The following is a 17,451-nucleotide window of genomic DNA, read 5'->3' as shown; positions in this document are numbered from 1 at the left end:
CCGCCGCGGGCTCGCGGGCAGGGGAGCGGCGTTGATGTGCGTCCAGCCCAGCCGGATCACCAACTGCGGGTGCAGCACCCCGCCGAGCACGCGCTCACGCACTCGCGCACGGACGTCGAGCACCTCCAGCGGCTGCGAGATCAGGCAGCTGGCGAGCTGAAAACCCTTGGCGCGCAGCAGAACCGCGCTCGTGGCTTCACCGGCTCGCAGTCGATCCACGAGGTCGTCGCCGGGAGTGCCGAGCACCAGGAGCACCCCGGCGTCAGGGTCGGCGTAGGCGCCCGAGGGCTCAGCCAGCAGCGGATCGCGGAACACGCGCAACCGGACGTCATCCTCCCCGGCGTGCGCCGCCGTGCTCAGCGCGGATCGCACCCCGTCCCGCGAAGCACTGCCACGACCGCTCCACAACGCCAGTTCCGCCTCGTAGGCCGGATCGTCCCGCTGCACGTCATCCGCCTCGGCGATCGCCCGCAGCAGTTCTGCGCGCGCCTCGCCGTCGGTGGCCACCCGCAACGCACAGCCCTCGTCGGCAGCCGTCTTCGTCAGCTGCTCCAGCAACTGCTCCGGCACCGGCCACGAGCTGTACAGGCGTCGGTCGCTGCGCCGGGCAGGAATCGTGGAGACCAGGAAGATGTCGTCCGGCGTCGGCTGCCTGCCGACGAGCACCACCGAGGCGAGGTGGTTCGGGTCCTCCGGGTTCGGTAGCCGGTGCACAGCCGTTCCCCACCCCAGCGCGGCGAACGCGACCCGGAGGTGGTGCAGCGCCGCACCGCAGCTGATCGCCAGATCACGTCCGTCGGGGTCGGTCACCGGGACGTGCCGGGTCCAGTCCGCGTACAGGTGCAGCGCCGTGTCGCCGACCTTCCACGTCCACGGCTGCGAGTTGTGCACCGACGGCGCTCGGTTGGCCAGCGTGATCGCCGCCAGCACGGTGTCGTGGTCGGGCAGACCGGATCTCATGTGCCACCTCCGCAAGGGCTCTTGGAGGCGACGCTCGCACGGCCGCCAGCGAGTGCGCCCGGGCCGGAAGTCCCTGCGGCAGGGCCGATCGACCCCATTCCCCGGGAGCTTGGCCCCCTGGCGCGCCGACCACGACCGGGGTGTCCTGGAACCGAGTCGCCCGGCACGACCACGGCAGAGGAGCGCGGCAGTCATGACGACGCCAACCGACCAGCGAGTCCCCGTTCAGCGCTCCCGGAGCGCGAGCTGGCCGACGACCATCGACGCCGCGACCGGCGAGGTCCGGCTCCGCCTCGGCACGACCGTCGACGCGCTCGTCATGCGCGCCGGTGTCGCCGCGGAGGTCAACACCTTCCTCGCCCGGCACCTGTTCCGCGCCCCGATCATCCTCGTGCCCGGCGCCCCGTCGGACTGGATCTTCCTCACTGGCGCGCGCACCTCGATGCGGCTGCGCTCGTGGGAGGACCTGGCCCGCATGGACATCGGCTGGCACCGCCGAGGAACCATGATCCCATTGCCCGCCCTGGACGCTGTCGGCGACGGCCCGCGCTGGCTCGTCCCACCACGCCCGGGAGCGCTCCTGCCACCCTGGTCCGCGGTCGTCGCCGCGGTGCGGTCCCTCGGCTCGCGCTAGCCCGCTCGATCTCAGCTGAGTCATCACCTTTCCCGACAGCGCCACGATCGCGGGTCATTGCACGTGGTCCGGCCGCTGGGTTCGCTTCCGTGCGGGCGGCCTCGTCGCTCCGGTCCGAAGTCGGCGTGTGACGCTCACGGCGAGGTAGCCGAGCAGGATCAGGGCGAGGACGAGCGCGGTGAGGGCGGTGGAGGTGACCGATCCCCATTGCTCAACGGAGATCGCGACCAGGCCCCATGCAACGGCGCCCGCATAGGCGACGGTGCCGGCGATCGGGCCGTCCGCGCACGCCCGGAGCACCGCCACGGCGACCCCGGTGGCAAGCAGGAGCAGCACGATGCCCTGCACCGCGTTGTCGGCGCCGCCGCCGGAGAGTCCCACGTTGACAAGGGTGTTGGCCAAGCCCACGAACGCCGCGGCGGTCAACCAGCCAGCGAGCAGTCCGTAGCTGCCGCCGACGAGAACGCCCACCAACCTGTCCCGCGGGCCGGCGTTGCGCTGCAGCCGAACGGTGGCGAGGATCGCGGCCACCGCGCCGATGACGATGACAACCTGCGAGAGCAGGAACAGCCGCTGGGGGAAGACCAGCACCCACACGGCGTTGGCGGTGTAAGCCACCGCGATGAACCACCCGCTCGCGCGCAAGGCCGGCCGCGCCGCGACCGAGGGCGCCACACCCGTCACGGCCGCCGCGAGCGACACGGCGAAGATCAAGCCCCAGATGGCGAAGGCGTAGCCGGCGGGCAGGATCGACGTGGTGTCCTCCCTGGCAACTCCACCCACCGATCGCCCGAAGAACGACGAGGACACGATCTGGGCGACCGCGGCGAGAACAACGACGCCCTGACGCACCCAGTCGGAGGTCTCCGCCCTGATCGGCACGGTCCGCGACATCACGCCCCACCTCCACTTTTGTCTACTATGGACAGACGTGCGAACTGCATTGTCCGCTCCGCGCGCAGCTTCGACCAGCCGAACACCTCTCGGCAAGGCTCAGCACCGCACGCCCGTTCCATCTCACCCGGTTACCCAGGTCGGTGTGGGCGACACTGCCGTCCGGCAACCGGAGACCAGAGCCGGCCACCGCTCGTCATCCCGCGCTGTCGGGCGAATCGCGCTGAGACGTCGCTGAACCGGCCGCCGGTGTGGACGCTGCCGCCGGAGCCGCGTGGGACGTGCTGCCGGAGAGCGTCACCGGTCCGGTCGACCAGGGCGAGGACGCCGCCCTGGAGCGCTGCCTCGGCGTGCGCGGGAGACGTGTCGTCCTGAGCTTCGGCGGCCCGCGGTGAGCACGAGGTGCGCGACGAGACCGAAGATGAGGCCCCAGAAGGCGGAGCCGATGCCGAACAGCGCCATGCCGGAGGCGGTCACGAGGAAGGTCACCAGCGCGGGTTCGCGGTGCTCGGGCAGTGCCATCGCGCCGGAGAGGCCGGACATCAGCGCGCCCAGCAGCGCGACGCCTGCGATGGCGGCGACCAGTTCCTTCGGCAGCGCGGTGAACACCCCGAGCAGGGCCGCGCCGAAGGTGCCGACGAGCAGGTAGAGCAAGCCGCAGAAAACCCCCGCGGGATAGCGTTTCCTGGTGTCGGGGTGGGCTTCCTCACCGGTGCAGATGGCCGCGGTGATCGCGGCGAGGTTGACCGCGTGCCCGCCGAAGGGCGCCATGACCAAGGACGCCAGGCCGGTACCACCGATGAGGAGCCGGTCGTTGGGGCGGTGGCCGCTGGCGTGGAGCACCGCGAGGCCGGGCGCGTTCTGCGAGGCCATGGTGACGGCGAACAGCGGTACGCCGATGCCGATGATCGCGGCGAGGTCGAAGGCCGGTGTTGTCCACAGTGGACTGGCCAGGTGGAAGGTGATGCCGGTGAGGCGCAGGCCGCCGCTCAATGCGGCAGTGAGCACTCCGAGCACCAGTGCGGCGAGCACGGCGTAGCGGGCGCTGAAGCGCTTGGCGAAGATGTAGCCGAGCAGCACGGCCGCGGTCACCAGTGGTCCCTGTCCGACCGCTCGGAAGGCGTCGATGCCGAAGGAGAACAGGATTCCGGCGAGCATCGCCGAGACCACGGCGTCGGGTACCAGGGCGATCAGTTTGCCGAAGACTCCGGAGAACCCGATGAGGGTGATGGTCAGTGCCGAGATCACGAACGCGCCGATGGCGGCGGGGTAGGAGTACTGGGCGATGCTGGTGACCAGCAGTGCGGCACCGGGCGTCGACCAGCCGGCGATCACCGGCATCCGGGTCTTGAGGCTCAGCGCGATGCTGCTCAGGCCGGCGCCGATGGACAGCGCCCACAGCCACGACGTGGTCTGGGTCTGGGTGAGGTGCCCCGCCTGCGCGGCGGTGAGCACGATCATGATGGGGCCGGAGTAGGAGACGACGATCGCGATCAACGCGGCCACGAAGGACGACAGCGACGCGTCGGCGACGAAGCTCCGGCGCTGCGCTGTTCGGTCGGCTGTTCGGGTTGTCGTACGGGTCGTGGTGATGACGGCCTGATCCTCTCGATCAGACGGCCCTCCCGCCGTGCGAGTGGCCGCGCGTTCAACGGACGTGAGGGCGGGCACCGCAGTGCGCATCGACCGATGCTTCCGGCGAGTCGAGCCGATTCACGTTGAGGCACAACGGGATCTGCCGAAGCCCGATGGTGTCCATCCCGTGAACGGCGATCCTGGTCGCTCACGCTCGGCATTTCCTCGACGGCGCACTGTATGCGGCGGGCGCTGCACCGTCGATCCGGTGCTGAAGTGTGTTCCTGGCAACAGAAACCGGTCGCAAAAGATGAATTTGTTGCCGTCGCGTGACGGCGGGGGCCCCGGTGACCGCTCGGCCGCCGACGGCTGACGAGAGCGGCCCGGTCGAGGCGACGGCCGTCGTCAACGCCCGATCCCCTTGGCGGCCAAGGCATCGCGCCGACCCGATGTGGGAGCGCTCTCCTGTGGGTGTAATCGTTGGCGCGCAACAGAAACGCGGCGTGGGCATCAAGATCAAGGGCAGGTGAACTCCGCGAAGATCTTCCGTCTTGGCGAGTTCGCGATGTCCCCAGTTTCGGGGGCGGCACTTGTCCGGAGACCGCGCGGCTGGGCGCAGGTGTCAGGGTTCGTCGGCATCCGCGGTCGCGGTCACCTGGCAGGCACCGCTCCGGCGACGCGCTCGCTCGCTCGCTCGCCGTGAGCTGAGCGCCAGACGCCTTCGCCGGTTCAACTCACGTCGTGGTGGGGCAGCAACGAATTGGCGGCTCCCGTGGACCACTCGACCAGCATGAGCGTGGCGTCGTCCTGGAGGTTGCCGCTCTGGTGGTCCAGGACCGCGTGGGTGATGCGGCGCAGTGTTTCCGGAGCGGGGAGCCCGGCCGCTTCGTGCCGTTCGGTGAGGTCGACGAGCCGGTCGATGCCGAACTCCGTCCCGTTGTGGTCGCGGGCCTCGGTGACCCCGTCGGTGTGCAGCAGCAGCCGGTCGCCGGGTTCGAGCTGCTCCACACCGGCACCGCTCGCCGCGGAGCCCCGTCGCAGCTTGCTCAGCCCCAACGGCACTCGTGGCGCGACGGCGAGGGACTTGACCACGCTTCCCCGACGCAGCAGCACCGGGGGAGGGTGCCCGGCGAGCAGGTAGCTCAGCGCGCCGGTGCTCAGGTCCAGCTCCGCGAGAACGGCCGTGGTGAAACCGGTGCCGGGGTGGTGCTCGCTGAGCACGGCGTCGGCGGAGGCGGCGATGCGGGGCAGGTCGGCTCCTGCCCTGCGGGCGTTGCGGGTGGCGGCGAGGACGCTGCTGGTGAGCAGCCCGGCGGCGAGGTCGTGCCCGGTGGAGTCGAACACCGCGAGGTAGGCGCGCTTGTCGTCGACGGCGTAGTCGAAGCCGTCGCCGCCGACCTGGTCGTAGCGCTCCATCGTGGCGGCCACGACCAGCTCCCGGCAGGCGAAGGTCTGCGGGGGCAGCAGTTGCCACAGCAGTTCGCTGGCCACCGTCAGCGGCGCCGTGCGGCGCACGCGGTGGAACAGGTCGCCGTAGGGCAGCTTCGCCACGACCAGGTGCCCGATCAGCCCGGCCACGGTCCAGCACCGCTCCCGCAGGGCCGGGTCGTCGGGATCAGCGTCGGCGGGCAGGCGCATGGCCGCCACACCGAGCCGTTCGGTGCCGTCGAGCACTGGCACCCACAGCACGCCCGCCCCCTGGGCGTCGCGCCCGGGCAGGATCTCGGTCAGCCGGAAGGCCCGCCCTGCAATGGTCGCGTCCACCGTCAACTGCTCGTTCTCGGTGGCATCTGTGCAGTGCAGCGTCCGCTGCGAGAGATCGCAGAGGTAGAGCTTCAAGCGAATGCCCACCGGCGCGCAGGCGGACTCCAGGATCGGCACCAGATCATCCGCCGTCGCGACGTGGGAGGCGTTGATGATCTCGCTGAGAGCCTGGTACCACGCGGAATCTGAAGGCACGACATCACAGCGTAGGAGCCTGTCAACAGGTCTGTCCCCGCAGCGGCGGTACCGTCCCACCCCATGTCCACAGTGGATGATGATCCGGTCAGTCGTCGCTGGGGGGTGACACCGGTGATCTCCTTTCCGGAGGCGGATGCCTCCAGCAGCAGGGCCACCCCGGAGCTGCTCAGGTAGTCCAAGCCGGTCAGGTCTAGCTCAACGCCGGTGGACCGGGCGGCCTTGTCGAGTTCGCCCGTCAGCCGCAGCACGGTGACGCGGTCCCGGGTGGAGTTGCTCAGGTCCGCAGGGAGCGGTTCTGGCGTGAAGGCGCTGCCGGGGCCGGGTGCATCGGACTGTCGGCCCTCGGTCAGGCGGAAGTGCCCGTGGTTGCGCCGTCGCCGTGGTTGATCTCCAGATGCTCACTCACCTCGCGCACGATGCCCAGTCCGCGACCTCGATCGCCCTTGGCAGCGCGAACACCGCCGTGCCGGAGCGGCGTGCCCAGTAGCCTGAGTCGGCTGGAACAACCGCGCACATGAGGGGGCCGCGGTGTCGCTGCGGCACTACGTCTACGTCAGCGACTCGAAGGTCGACATGCTGCTACCGCAGGTCGAGCCGGGGCTCGCGGGCAAGCGCAGCACGGAATTCGGTCTCAACCTGAAGGTGGTCACCGGCAAGCGCAAGGTCGAGTCCGACACCGATCGGATCGCCCGGCTGGAGCGAGTGGTGAGGCATCTCGACGACTTCTGCGACGTGGGCACGATCGACGAGCCGGGCCAGTACTTCCGGGGGCGGATGGGCATGCGTCTGCGCCAGGAGCGAGGCTTGGTCTACTTCGCCGGGGCCACCGAGCACACGGTGGTGGGATTGGGTGGCTCCAGCGGCCACGTCGTCGGTGGGCCCGAGCCGAAGGACGACGCGATCTTCTTGCCGTCGATGCTGCCGGGAATGGTCGAGGGCCTGACCGCGGTGGCCGAGGACGAGGCGCCGGAGAGCGCTCTGGAGCTGGCCTACCTGGCGAACCGGAACCTCCGTGGTGACGAGCAGGAGGTGGAGTTCGTCGCGAAGCGCCTGCGGCACGGGCCGAGCCCGTACCCGGAACTGGACCGGGGCCGATCGGTGACCGTGCTCGTGGGCAGCCCGCTGTTCGTCGCGCTGGCCGACTGATGACCTGGCGGCCGGGAGAGACCGTCCTCGGCCTGTACGAGGTCAAGGACGTGCGCGGCGGCGGCATGGGCGTGGTGCACCGGGTGCGCCACCTCGGCTGGCAGGTGGACCTGGCGGTGAAGACACCGCGCCCGGAACGGGTCACCACCCCGGAGGATCGGTCCACCAAACCGGGGCAAGCCCAATCTGAATCATCTTGCGCATTGGAAACGTCACTCCGTCTACAACGGGCTAACTCGAGCGGCAGAAGGTTACGGCGCTCGGTGAGCTTCGACAATCGCATTCGTAGCTCGAACAAGGGACGGTCGCGACGAAGGGAGTGTTCTGTGAGCGGCTAGTTCACAGTGCGCTTGCGGTGGCAGTTCACGCTGAAGGCGTGAGCCGATTCCATTGTCTGGCAATGCCGTGCGCCAGACAGTCTGCCCCACGGTTCGTTCGATGAACTGTTCTCCGGCCTGCGGTTCTACCGGCGGAGGCAGCTGCCCGCGGACACCCTCCAACACGCGCTCCTGGTCAGCCGGCGACAAGTGCGCCGCAGGCGCTACAGCACCTGCGGCCGGCTGGAGGGCGAGTGGAGCCGCGCCGACACTGAGCTGAGCGAGAGCCACCGTCGGACAGCCTCCGGCACCCCGGCCTCGGCCAGGAAGCGGAAGTTGTCCAACTCGTCCTTCGCAGCGTGCAGCACGCCGTGAATCTCCTCGGCAGCCGGAGCGACGCTGCCGTCGGTGTGTGCCAGGGCACAGATTCAAGCCGCCCATGACGCCGGAGCGCCCTCGTTCCTGCTGTGAACGCGGGATGGTGCTACCACGCCGACGCGGTGGCTGTCCGCTGAAGGATGCACAGTCTCGCGTGAGAACTTCGCGTTCGCCGCATGGCGGTGTTCAGCCGCTGCAGGTGATATCGAGTTCGCCATCGATGTCGAGGCGGATGGTGGCCAGGCGGTGGTGTCGATTCAAGCGAGCAGGATGCGGCCTGCGGCGTCGTGCAGCGCGGCGACAACGCTTCCTTGGTAGTGAGGATGGCATTGCGGTAGGTGGCAGAGGGGCCCAGAGGTGATAGAACGCAGGAGCACGGCGTTACGGTTGGCAGAGAATGGTCGACGGCGTCCCGATTTTCTATAGCGCTAGCGGTAATGAGCACTGCCCCCAAGTCGCGAATTGCGACCAAAGTCGAGATCTTATCTGTGAAAGTTTTCCTCGGACCGCGCCCTCGCTAATGTGCATGATCTGGGAAATCTGGGTGCGCGTGTAGTTTGGGGCCACTGCTAGTGGTCAGATTTTCTGTTGCGTCGGGTGTAGGGCTTGAATGACCTTCGCTAGTTCTTGTGTCGCTATCCGGTGTGTGTGGAGAGGCGAGGTTTTATGGTCGTGTGAGTGAACGAAGGGTGTCCAGTTTCGGGAAGGTCGCGCGAGGGGGTGGGTTCTGTGTCGGCCGCGAGCTTGTAGAAGTTTGATGCATCGCCTTCGTGTTGTCTCGGCGAGTCAACGAACGGCGGCAGGGCCTCGAAGCTCGTTCGGTCGCTGCCATGCGGTGATGGTCAGTTCGACCTCGCCTCTAATGATCATCACTGCAAGGTCAATCGGGTCGGCCTGTTGCTATACTTTAAGTTCGGCATGTTATTGAAGTGCTTCTAAAATACGGTTCTCGCTGTGTCGCTGGCGCGGAAGTCGCGTCGCGAGAGAAAGATCTGCGCTGACGGTGAGAAGTTCGATAGATGCGAAGTGGCCGTTGTCGTGCGATTCTCGCTTGGGTCGGCGCACGACTTCCGTCCAGTAAGATCGTTCGGGAATCTCGGGCGGCACGCGGGCCTGTGGGAGTCGTGGCATCTGGCTTAGGTCGATATGTATCGTAAACTGCGCCGACGATTTTGGTGAAGGTGATGCCTCATGTCCTGATCGAGGGCAATGGGTGGGCGGACCGATTGGTTTCTGGATTTCGCGCGGGTCGAGAGTGATCATGGCCTGATCTTCAGCAAGTGCGGATGATGCGTGTCCGAACGGTGGTTGTTGTGTCGCACATATTTCTCGGCCTCAGGGTTTGCATAGTAACAGCCAAGTCGGATGCTTTCGTGGTCGGGAGCTCGCCGATGTCTGGGGCGAGATACGTCGTTTGCCGCAGGGCAGCGGGGTCGCGCCCGCGTTCGGTTGTCTGGGCGGTTCTATTTCTGTCCACGAAGAGTTGCGTAGCTGAGCCGATGCCACGCTGCGGCCCTGAGCGTGGCAAGGCCGTTGACGAGTGTGATCGACCGGTGTGAACGGGCCGATGTCGCGACCGAACCAAGACGCCGGCCGATATGCGGACGATCAGGTGCGGGCCCGTCCACCCGATCGTCGGCGTCTGGAAGCAGAACGATCACGCTGCGCTAATGGCGCGGTCTGCGCCGGTGATTGTCTGCGGCATTGGCGTGACCAGACTGGCAAGAACCTCGATCCGATGGAGATCATCATTCCGGTGATCGAATTTCGATAGAGAGGCTGGTGTCCGATTCGGCGACGTCCAGCTCTGTCATATTTTCTGCTTGAGTATCCACCTGTCACTGCGGTGAACTCTGGTCGGCGTGCACACATGACATTTCTGAGGAGAGTTCTGCGTGGGAGAAGTGTGGGACGAGCGTGCCGGGAGCCGGCCGATCGCCGTTCTCGACATGGATGGAACGCTCTACGACGGCTGCATCGGAGTGGCTTTCATCGCCCACCTGGTGCGCGTTGGACTGGCGGCTCGGGAAGCGGTCGAAGCCGCACGCCGTGCCTTCGACGCGTATGAGCGCGGGTCTCTCTCCACTGCTGAGGCGGCGGATCTCGTGTACGACCACTACGCGCTGGCACTCACCGGACACCGCGTCGAGGACGTCCGGTATGCGGCCGAGGAGTGCTGGACCGTGGTGTGCGAGCACCTCTTTCCCTTCTCTCGGAACGTGGTCGACAGGCTGGCCGAGCGCGGTGTGCTGACGGTTCTGCTCTCCGGAAGCCCGGACGAGATCGTTCAGGTGGCCGCGCGCGAACTGGGGATCGACCAGGCCCGCGGCGCGCTTTCCGAGGTGATTTCCGGGCGCTACACCGGAAAAGTGCTGACCCGACCGGGAGAACCGGGAGGAAAGTCCTCATTGCTCGACGAGATCCGACCTGAGCGCTCCCGAGTCTTCTTCGCCATGGGGAACTCCGTCCGCGACGAAGTGGTGATGCGCGCCGAGATCACGATCGCTTTCGAGCCCGACGCCGGTCTGGCCGCTCTGGCGCGGGCTCGCGGGTGGGCCGTCGCCGACCGCGCGACGATCGAGGCCACCCTCGCCGAGCTCGTGCCGGGATACTCCGAGACCGCGCGGACACCGGGATGACCATGACGCGCGAGTTCGGCCTGGACGCGACACAGCACCGTGTCGAGGAGGCGATCACCAGCTTCATCGAGAGCAAGGAGCGGGGACCGCAGGGGGATCACCTGGCGTGGGCGATCCAGGTCCTCAAGCAGTTCCTCGGTGGTGGCAAGCGAGTTCGCCCGCTGTACTGCCACGCGGGCTGGCTCGCCGCGGCCGGGAACGAGGAGCCGCCGGAGCAGCTGATGGAGGTCTCCGTCGGGCTGGAGTTCTTCCACGCATTGGCGTTGCTGCACGACGACGTGATCGACCGCGCGGAGTTCCGCAGGCTCCGCCCCGCCGCGCACCGCCTGCTCGCCGGAACCGGGCCGGTCGGCGACGAGTGGTTCGGCATCAGCGCCGCGATCCTGCTCGGGGACCTGTGCGAGGCGTGGTCCGCTGAGCTGCTCATGGGAGTTGCCGAGGAAGGCGTTCCTCGTGGCGCCCGCGACTTCGTCAACCGCATGCGCGCCGAGATGCTCACCGGCCAGCTGATGGACATCAGCCGCTCCACCGGCACCTTCGGAACCGTCGACCACGCGCTCCAGGTCATCTACTACAAGACCAGCCTCTACACCGTGAAACGGCCGTTGCAGATCGGCGCGGCCATGGCCGGGGGCGGCCCGGAGGTGCTTCGGGCCTGCGCGGACTACGCGCGCTACCTGGGCGAGGCGTTCCAGCTGCTCGACGACCTCGAGGACATCGAACCCCCACCGGGCGCGGTCTCCAACGCGGGCAACGACCTGCGCGAGGGCAAGAAGACCGCGATCCTCGCGCTGGCGGGGCAGAACGCCACCGAGGGGCAGTTGGCCCGCCTGCGCGGTCTCCTCGGGCGCCGGGACCTCGACGAGGTGGAGTTGGCGGAGGCGCGTCGGATCATCGTGGACACCGGCGCCACGCGAGCGGCAAGGCGGACGATCACCGTGCGCCGCAGGCAGGCTCTTGAGGTCCTCGACCGGGCGCCGTTCCACCCCGAAGGGCGCGTCGCGCTGCGGGAGATGGCGGACAGGGCACTGCCCGGGATCGCGCAGTGGTCCGAGTGAGGTCGGCCGACCCCTCTCCCGGAGGGGGCCGCGCGACCATGTACGACTACCTCGTCGTCGGGGCGGGATCGGCCGGCTGCGTGGTCGCGTCCCGCCTGTCGGAGAACCCGAGCACCTCCGTGGCGCTGATCGAGGCCGGTGGTCGGGCCCGGCTCCCGCAGCAGCGGATTCCCTTGGCCGCCATCACTCTCCTCGGCGGCAGGTACGACTGGAACGACCGCACCGAGCCGCAGGGCGGGCTCAACGGTCGCCGGCTGCACCTCGCTCGGGGGAGGGCGCTGGGCGGTTCGTCGGCGATCAACGCCCAGATGTGGCTGCGCGGCCACCCCGAGGACTACGCGCACTGGGCGCGGACCTGCGGTCCCGGCTGGGGATGGGACCGCGTGCTGCCGTGCTTCCAGCGCTCCGAACGCCATCACGACGCCGACGCGCACCACGCCTACGGGACCGACGGGCCCCTGCACGTCCGCAACCTCGCCCGCCCCAACGTGCTCAGCCTGGCCTTCCTCCGCGCCTGCCAGGAACGAGGAGTCCCCAGAACCGACGACGTCGGCAGCGGTCAGGACGGTTGCGCGCTCGTACCGGTCAACCAGCACGAAGGACGGCGTTGGAGCGCGGCGGACGGCTACCTCGCGCCCGCTCTGCGACGGCCCAACCTGACCGTGCTCGCCCGCACGCTCGCCGAGCGGGTCCACCTCGACCGCGGCCGCGCCCACGGGGTCGTGGTCCGGTCCGGACGCGGGCGCGCACTGCTCACGGCGAAGGAGATCGTGCTGACCAGTGGCGCGCTGGGCACCCCGATCCTGTTGATGCGATCGGGGATCGGGCCCGCCGAGCACCTGCGCGGCCTGGGCGTGCGTGTCGAACGCGACCACTCCGAGGTGGGCTCCGGGCTCCAAGACCACCTGATGACGACCCTCACCCACCGCTGCACCCGACCGATCACCCTCGCCTCAGCGCTGGTTCCGACCTCCTGGCTGGACTACGCGATCAGGCGTCGCGGCCCGCTGGCCTCCAACGGGGCCGAGGCGGTGTGCTTCCTGCGCAGCTCCGACCGGCTCAGCGCCCCCGACCTGGAGGTGATCTTCAGTCCGGCCGCCGTCGGCCCTGGCACGCGCCCCGACCTCGTGCACGGCCTCACCGTCGCCGTGGTCCTGCTCCAGCCGCGCAGTGCGGGAACCGTCCGCCTCACCAGCGCCTCACCGGGAGCCCCCGCCGCCGTCGACCCCCACTACCTCTCCGACCCCGATGACGCCGACCTGCGCCGCCTCCGCGCGGGCCTGAGGTTCGCGCGGAGTCTGCTGCGCACTCCGCCGCTGGCGCCCTTCGTCGGCGCGCCTCGGACGCGCCAGCCGGCCACCGACGACGACGCGGCACTCGACGAGCACATCCGGCGGACCGCCGCGAGCGTCTTCCACCCCGTCGGCACCTGCCGCATGGGCGAGGACTCCGCCTCGGTCGTCACACCCGAGCTGAGGGTGCGCGGCGTCGACGGCCTGCGCGTCGCGGACGCCTCGGTCATGCCGACCATTCCGCGCGGCCACACGCACGCGTCGACCGTCATGCTCGCTGAGCGCGCGGTGGAGCTGATCACCGGTTCGACGGGGGTGCGCACCGATGACCGCTGATCGCCGTGCAAGGCCGTTTTCCTTGCCAGAGCTGCCAATGGCACCCGGACGGCTCCCGCTGCTGGGACACGCCGTGCGGTTGGTGCGCTCGCCCATGCCGTTCCTGGAGTCGCTCGCCGGGATCGCGCCGTTGGTGCGCGTGCGGCTCGGGAGCGGCACCGCGCTGGTCGTCACGGAGCCGGCACTCGTGCACGACGTCCTCGTCCGAAAGGCCTCCTGCTTCGAGAAGGGCGAGCAGTTCGAGAACGCGCGCGTCATCCTCGGCAACGGGGTCCTCGTCGCGGGCAGGGAGGACCACCTCAAGCACCGGCGCATCCTGCAACCCGCGTTCCAACCCACCGCGATCGACGAGTACGGCGTGATCATGCACCGGGAGGCGGTCCGCACGGCCGAGTCGTGGGTCGCGGGGGAGTGCAGGGACCTCCAGCGGGACCTCGACGAGCTGTCCCTGCGCGTCGCACTGGCCACCCTGTTCTCCGGGATCCTGCCGCCCGGGGTGTCCGACGAGGTGCGCCGGTGGCTGCCCGTCGCGCTCAAGGGGGTGGCGCTGCGAGCCGTGCTTCCCCTGCGGCGCTGGGACGGCACCAGGCTCGCGGCCGCGACGAGGTTCCACAGGTCGGGTGTGGGGCTGCGCGACGCCGTCGACGCGCTGGTCGAGTCCGCGGCGGCCAGCGGCTCGGGCGCCAACATGATGAACAAGATCCTCGACGCGACCGAGGAGGGGACGCGGCGGCGCATCAGCAGCACCCAGGCGCGCGACGAGGCGCTGTCCGTTCTGGTCGCCGCCTACGAGACCACCGCGAGCACCCTCGGATCGCTCTTGCTGGAGCTGGGCAGGAACCCGCGCGTCGAGCAGCGGCTCTTCCGGGAGTTGACCGAGAACACCGATCCGAGCCAGCCCCTGCGAGCCGCCGACCTCCGGCACCTCCCGTACGCGCTGGCGGTCGTGCAGGAGGCGCTGCGCCTGCACACACCGGGCTGGTTCCTGATGCGCCGGTCGAGCACGGAGGTGGAACTGGGACCGGCCGTCGTTCCCCGGGGAACCGAAGTGATCTTCAGCCCGCAGGCGTTGCACCACGCGCCGTCGTTGTTCCGCGAGCCACACCGCTTCAACCCGGGCCGATGGGCGGACACCCCCGTGAAGAGCCTTCCACCCGGCAGCTACATCCCGTTCCTGGAAGGCCGGCACCAGTGCATCGGCGCCCACTACGCGCTTCTGGAGATGGTGACCATCCTCCGCGCCGTCTGCATGCGCTGGAAACTGCGGCCTTCGCCGTCCGCGCCTCGACCGCGACACGTGTTCCGCACCGTGATGCGGCTCAACGCCTTGCCCATGACGGTGACCACGCGCGAGCACGAGGGGGAGTAGGCGATGCACGACCCGGGCACGATCCTCGCCGAGGCGCGCGAACGCCTCGTCCCCCGGCTGCACGAGCTGGTCCGCGGCTTGCCGCCGAACGTCCGCGAAGTCGCCTCGTACCACTTCGGCTGGGCCGGTCAGGCTTCGAAGTCACCAGGCGGGAAGCACATTCGGCCCGCTCTGCTGTTCGCGGTCGCGCGAGCGGTGGGAGGAGACCCGGACCGGGCGTTGTCCGCGGCGGTCGCGGTGGAGCTGGTGCAGCAGTTCACCTTGCTGCACGACGACATCGTCGATGGCGACGAGCAGCGGCACGGCCGACCGGCGGCTTGGACGATCTTCGGCCGCGACCGCGCCATGATCGCCGGTGACGCGTTGCTCGCGCTCGGGCTCCGCTCGGCCTTGACCGTCGGCCCCGCGTGCGCGATCGCCCTCGCTGATTGCGTGGTGACCCTGTGCGAAGGGGAGAGCAAGGACATGGCCCTCGGTTTCGACGTGGTCGCCGACCCCGTGGCGTGCCTGGACGCGGCCCGCGAGAAGACCGGGGAGCTGGTGAAGGCCACCTGCGCCGTCGCGGCCGAGACGAGTGGGTGCGACAGCCGGGTGGCCGCCCGCCTCGGCGCGTACGGATCGGACCTCGGCACCGCTTTCCAGCTCGGCAACGACCTCCTCGGGATCTGGGGCGCGCCCACCACGACCGGCAAGCGGATCGGTGGCGATCTCGTCGCGGGCAAGCAGACCTTCCCGATCGCTGTAGCGCTGCGGTCGCCGACCTCGGCGGGCCGGGACCTCCGCGCCCTGCTGGCCGGTGAGCCCCTGTCCGAGACGGAGGTGCTCCGGGCGGCCCGCCTCGCCAGGGAGACGGGGGCGGTGGAGACGACCCAGGCGAAGATCCGCGAGCTGACCGTGTCGGCCCTGGAGGCGTTGCGATCCGCCGTGGCCGACCCGGGTCGTCGCGGTGAGCTGGAGATGTTCGTCGACATGGCGCAACGGCACTTCGATCCGGCCGGTGTCTAGCAGATCCGGCGTCCGACAGATACGGAGAACGACGATGGACCTGCCAACGCCACCGATCTACGTCCGGGACGCCTGCGCGACCCTGTCGGTGTTCCTCGCCGACCACGCGGCCTCCGCCGAGCTGTTGCACTACAGCGGGATGAGGCCGGTGAAGATCGGCAGGAACAAAACCGCCTGCGTCATCGCGCACTGGAAGTACAAGGACGCCGACCTCGGGGCCTACGACGAGGCCATGGTGCTGTTCCCGGTCGGCGGGGATGGGAAGGCGCGGCTGCTGAACACCTTGTTGCGCTTCAAGTTCCGCATGTTCGCGCACTGGGTCCCGGTCAACAGCGAGTTCTCCCGCGTGGTCGGCCGCGCCCTCGGCGGCTTCCCCAAGGACCTCTGCGACTTCCAGGTGTCGGAGGGGGCGAGCGGCGTGCGGTACGAGGTCGTCGACGGCGGCACTCCGGTGTGGACGGTGCACTCGACCACCCGCCGCACCGTCCGCATCCCCGGCACGCTGCCCGGAGGATCCCGCCCCGCGATCTACACGTGGCTGGACGGCGTGCGCCGAAGGGCACCCATCACCATGCGCGGATCGCGCGTGAGGCTCGGGCGGGGCGGCTCCTCCCTCGAACTCGGGGACCACCCCCGCGCCGACGAACTGCGCGCCATCGGGATCTCCGCCAAGCCGGTCGCGACCATCCACGTGGGGAAGGTGTGGGCTCGGGTGGACGCCGCGGAGGTCCTCACCGAGTAATCGCCGACAGCACCAAGGCATTCCCTGAGTCGTGGTTGCGGAACGCTTCGGTTGCATTGTGCTGGCTGCGTCTGACGGGATCATCGCACGCAGGTGAACCCATGCTCGAATTGATCCACCAGATCGGCCCGGGCGCACCGGTCCTGATCCGGTGGTCGTCGAGAAGTCGTTACGGAGCAGGGGCTCTCAGGAGCGCGGTGGTCGCGGCGATGGAGCGCGGAGGCATGGCCGAGCACCGGCGGGCGCTGCTGGCCGGGCTCACCGGAACCGTCCTGGAAATCGGAGCGGGCAACGGCCTCGACTTCGGCCTCTGTCCCGCCACCGTCACCCGTGTCGTGGCCGTGGAGCCCGAACCGCGTCTTCGTGGTCTTGCCCGCACCACTGCCACCCAGACACCAGTCTTGATCGAGGTCATCGGCGGCCCCGCCGAGTGCCTGTCCGCCGCCGACGGTGCTGTCGACGCGGTGGTGGCCTCACAGGTGCTGTGTTCGGTTCGCGACGAGGGTGTGGCGCTGCGGGAAATCCATCGAATCCTCGCCCCCGGCGCGACGTACCGGAAGAGCAGACGTCAGCTGAGCAAACCCAGCCCACCCTCGATCACACCCAACAACCTCACCCGCCACCAGTGCACGCCGTGTGGACACCAGACTTAAGCATTTGCACGTCATGACGCCCCTACACCGGTGTCGGAGCCTGCTCTGGATGGGTGGTCCCCACTCGAGCAGTCATGAACCGTGGCAATCCTCGACGATCCTGACCGCGATGACGACCAACACTCAGGCGCGGCGCAGAACAAACACATACTCGGCGGAGATGTGCCGAGACGTCGACGAAGTGCTCGAGAAACTCGTCGCAGAGCCCAGCTTCGCCGACCGCATCCACGATCTCGCCCTCACGCGTACCTACGTGATCGACCAACTTGCAGCCGACCAAGATGTACTGGACCGCGCAAGGACGATCTATGCGCGACTAGGCGCTGTCCTGTAAGTCATCGGAGCCAGAGGATGATGGCGGCGAGGGTGAGTTCGGCTTGGTAGTAGGCGGGCTTGCCCCGGTTTGGTGGACACCGTCAGAGTGGTCGGTGGCTCGGCCGCGGGAAGGTGTCGTGATGGCGAACAAGTTTTCGTTGGAGTTCAAGGCTCAG

General features: G+C 68.9%; 15 protein-coding genes. 10 read left to right on the top strand and 5 right to left on the bottom strand.

Features of this window, described 5'->3' with window-relative positions:
* Nucleotides 1-960, bottom strand: a 960-nt coding sequence (locus CCN37_RS24105; RefSeq protein WP_086824947.1) for an NAD(P)H nitroreductase, incomplete at its 3' end; no start/stop codon positions are given.
* 193 nt (nt 961-1,153) lie between these two features.
* Here CCN37_RS24105 and CCN37_RS24100 point away from each other — a divergent pair.
* The gene (locus CCN37_RS24100) at nt 1,154-1,594 is read left to right on the top strand and encodes a hypothetical protein (protein WP_086824944.1); all 441 of its coding nucleotides are present in this window, start codon (nt 1,154-1,156) and stop codon (nt 1,592-1,594) included.
* Between the two features lie 54 nt (nt 1,595-1,648).
* Here the strand turns inward: CCN37_RS24100 and CCN37_RS24095 are convergent, their stop codons facing one another.
* From CCN37_RS24095 to CCN37_RS24085, 3 genes are all read right to left on the bottom strand, one after another.
* Nucleotides 1,649-2,488 carry a hypothetical protein gene (locus CCN37_RS24095; protein ID WP_143261777.1) on the bottom strand — a complete coding sequence of 280 codons (840 nt, stop codon included), beginning with the start codon at nt 2,486-2,488 and terminating at the stop codon, nt 1,649-1,651.
* Between the two features lie 297 nt (nt 2,489-2,785).
* Nucleotides 2,786-4,171 carry a benzoate/H(+) symporter BenE family transporter gene (locus CCN37_RS24090; RefSeq protein WP_086824940.1) on the bottom strand — a complete coding sequence of 462 codons (1,386 nt, stop codon included), beginning with the start codon at nt 4,169-4,171 and terminating at the stop codon, nt 2,786-2,788.
* 621 nt (nt 4,172-4,792) lie between these two features.
* Nucleotides 4,793-6,022: a PP2C family protein-serine/threonine phosphatase gene (locus CCN37_RS24085; protein WP_086824938.1), complete on the bottom strand. Its 1,230-nt coding sequence runs from the start codon at nt 6,020-6,022 to the stop codon at nt 4,793-4,795.
* Nucleotides 6,023-6,553: 531 nt separating this feature from the next.
* On the opposite strand from CCN37_RS24085, the gene CCN37_RS24080 reads away from it, so the two are divergent.
* Nucleotides 6,554-7,171 (top strand): SAVMC3_10250 family protein, encoded by a 618-nt coding sequence (locus CCN37_RS24080; protein ID WP_086824936.1) that lies wholly within the window; start codon nt 6,554-6,556, stop codon nt 7,169-7,171.
* 541 nt (nt 7,172-7,712) lie between these two features.
* Here the strand turns inward: CCN37_RS24080 and CCN37_RS40100 are convergent.
* Nucleotides 7,713-7,856, bottom strand: a complete 144-nt coding sequence (locus CCN37_RS40100; protein WP_168200829.1) for a hypothetical protein — start codon at nt 7,854-7,856, stop codon at nt 7,713-7,715.
* A gap of 1,905 nt (nt 7,857-9,761) precedes the next feature.
* On the opposite strand from CCN37_RS40100, the gene CCN37_RS24070 reads away from it, so the two are divergent.
* The 8 genes from CCN37_RS24070 (at nt 9,762) to CCN37_RS24035 (ending at nt 17,294) form a co-directional block, all read left to right on the top strand.
* Nucleotides 9,762-10,505, top strand: a complete 744-nt coding sequence (locus CCN37_RS24070; RefSeq protein ID WP_143261776.1) for an HAD family phosphatase — start codon at nt 9,762-9,764, stop codon at nt 10,503-10,505.
* On the top strand, nt 10,502-11,563 hold the full coding sequence (locus CCN37_RS24065) for a polyprenyl synthetase family protein (protein ID WP_086824930.1): 1,062 nt from the start codon (nt 10,502-10,504) through the stop codon (nt 11,561-11,563). The genes CCN37_RS24070 and CCN37_RS24065 overlap by 4 nt, the downstream gene beginning before the upstream one ends.
* 38 nt (nt 11,564-11,601) lie before the next feature.
* Entirely contained in the window at nt 11,602-13,191 is a 1,590-nt protein-coding gene (locus CCN37_RS24060; protein WP_086824928.1) for a GMC family oxidoreductase, read from the top strand.
* Between the two features lie 22 nt (nt 13,192-13,213).
* Nucleotides 13,214-14,560 carry a cytochrome P450 gene (locus CCN37_RS24055; protein ID WP_168200828.1) on the top strand — a complete coding sequence of 449 codons (1,347 nt, stop codon included), beginning with the start codon at nt 13,214-13,216 and terminating at the stop codon, nt 14,558-14,560.
* Nucleotides 14,561-14,563: 3 nt separating this feature from the next.
* Nucleotides 14,564-15,565, top strand: coding sequence for a polyprenyl synthetase family protein (locus CCN37_RS24050; RefSeq protein ID WP_086824924.1), 1,002 nt, complete (start codon nt 14,564-14,566; stop codon nt 15,563-15,565).
* 34 nt (nt 15,566-15,599) lie between these two features.
* Nucleotides 15,600-16,307 (top strand): acetoacetate decarboxylase family protein, encoded by a 708-nt coding sequence (locus CCN37_RS24045; protein WP_086824922.1) that lies wholly within the window; start codon nt 15,600-15,602, stop codon nt 16,305-16,307.
* 224 nt (nt 16,308-16,531) lie between these two features.
* On the top strand, nt 16,532-16,960 hold the full coding sequence (locus tag CCN37_RS24040; RefSeq protein ID WP_246843262.1) for a class I SAM-dependent methyltransferase: 429 nt from the start codon (nt 16,532-16,534) through the stop codon (nt 16,958-16,960).
* A gap of 109 nt (nt 16,961-17,069) precedes the next feature.
* A complete protein-coding gene (locus CCN37_RS24035; RefSeq protein WP_086824917.1) occupies nt 17,070-17,294 on the top strand; it encodes a hypothetical protein in 225 nt (74 codons plus the stop codon).
* Nucleotides 17,295-17,451: the final 157 nt, after the last annotated feature.

Origin of the sequence: Allokutzneria sp. NRRL B-24872 (genome assembly GCF_002155965.1) — a bacterium.
GTDB lineage: Bacteria > Actinomycetota > Actinomycetes > Mycobacteriales > Pseudonocardiaceae > Allokutzneria.
The sequence above is the reverse complement of the archived record's forward strand: the minus strand, read 5'-3'. Positions and strand labels throughout refer to the sequence as shown.

Excerpts from the sequence above, each read along its gene's own strand:
- CCN37_RS24045 (WP_086824922.1), top strand. The coding sequence starts at position 15,600 with ATGGACCTGCCAACGCCACCGATCTACGTCCGGGACGCCTGCGCGACC.
- CCN37_RS24040 (WP_246843262.1), top strand. The coding sequence starts at position 16,532 with ATGGCCGAGCACCGGCGGGCGCTGCTGGCCGGGCTCACCGGAACCGTC.
- CCN37_RS24035 (WP_086824917.1), top strand. The coding sequence starts at position 17,070 with ATGACGACCAACACTCAGGCGCGGCGCAGAACAAACACATACTCGGCG.
- CCN37_RS24060 (WP_086824928.1), top strand. The coding sequence starts at position 11,602 with ATGTACGACTACCTCGTCGTCGGGGCGGGATCGGCCGGCTGCGTGGTC.
- CCN37_RS24050 (WP_086824924.1), top strand. The coding sequence starts at position 14,564 with ATGCACGACCCGGGCACGATCCTCGCCGAGGCGCGCGAACGCCTCGTC.
- CCN37_RS24095 (WP_143261777.1), bottom strand. The coding sequence starts at position 2,488 with ATGTCGCGGACCGTGCCGATCAGGGCGGAGACCTCCGACTGGGTGCGT.
- CCN37_RS24065 (WP_086824930.1), top strand. The coding sequence starts at position 10,502 with ATGACCATGACGCGCGAGTTCGGCCTGGACGCGACACAGCACCGTGTC.
- CCN37_RS24100 (WP_086824944.1), top strand. The coding sequence starts at position 1,154 with ATGACGACGCCAACCGACCAGCGAGTCCCCGTTCAGCGCTCCCGGAGC.
- CCN37_RS24090 (WP_086824940.1), bottom strand. The coding sequence starts at position 4,171 with ATGCGCACTGCGGTGCCCGCCCTCACGTCCGTTGAACGCGCGGCCACT.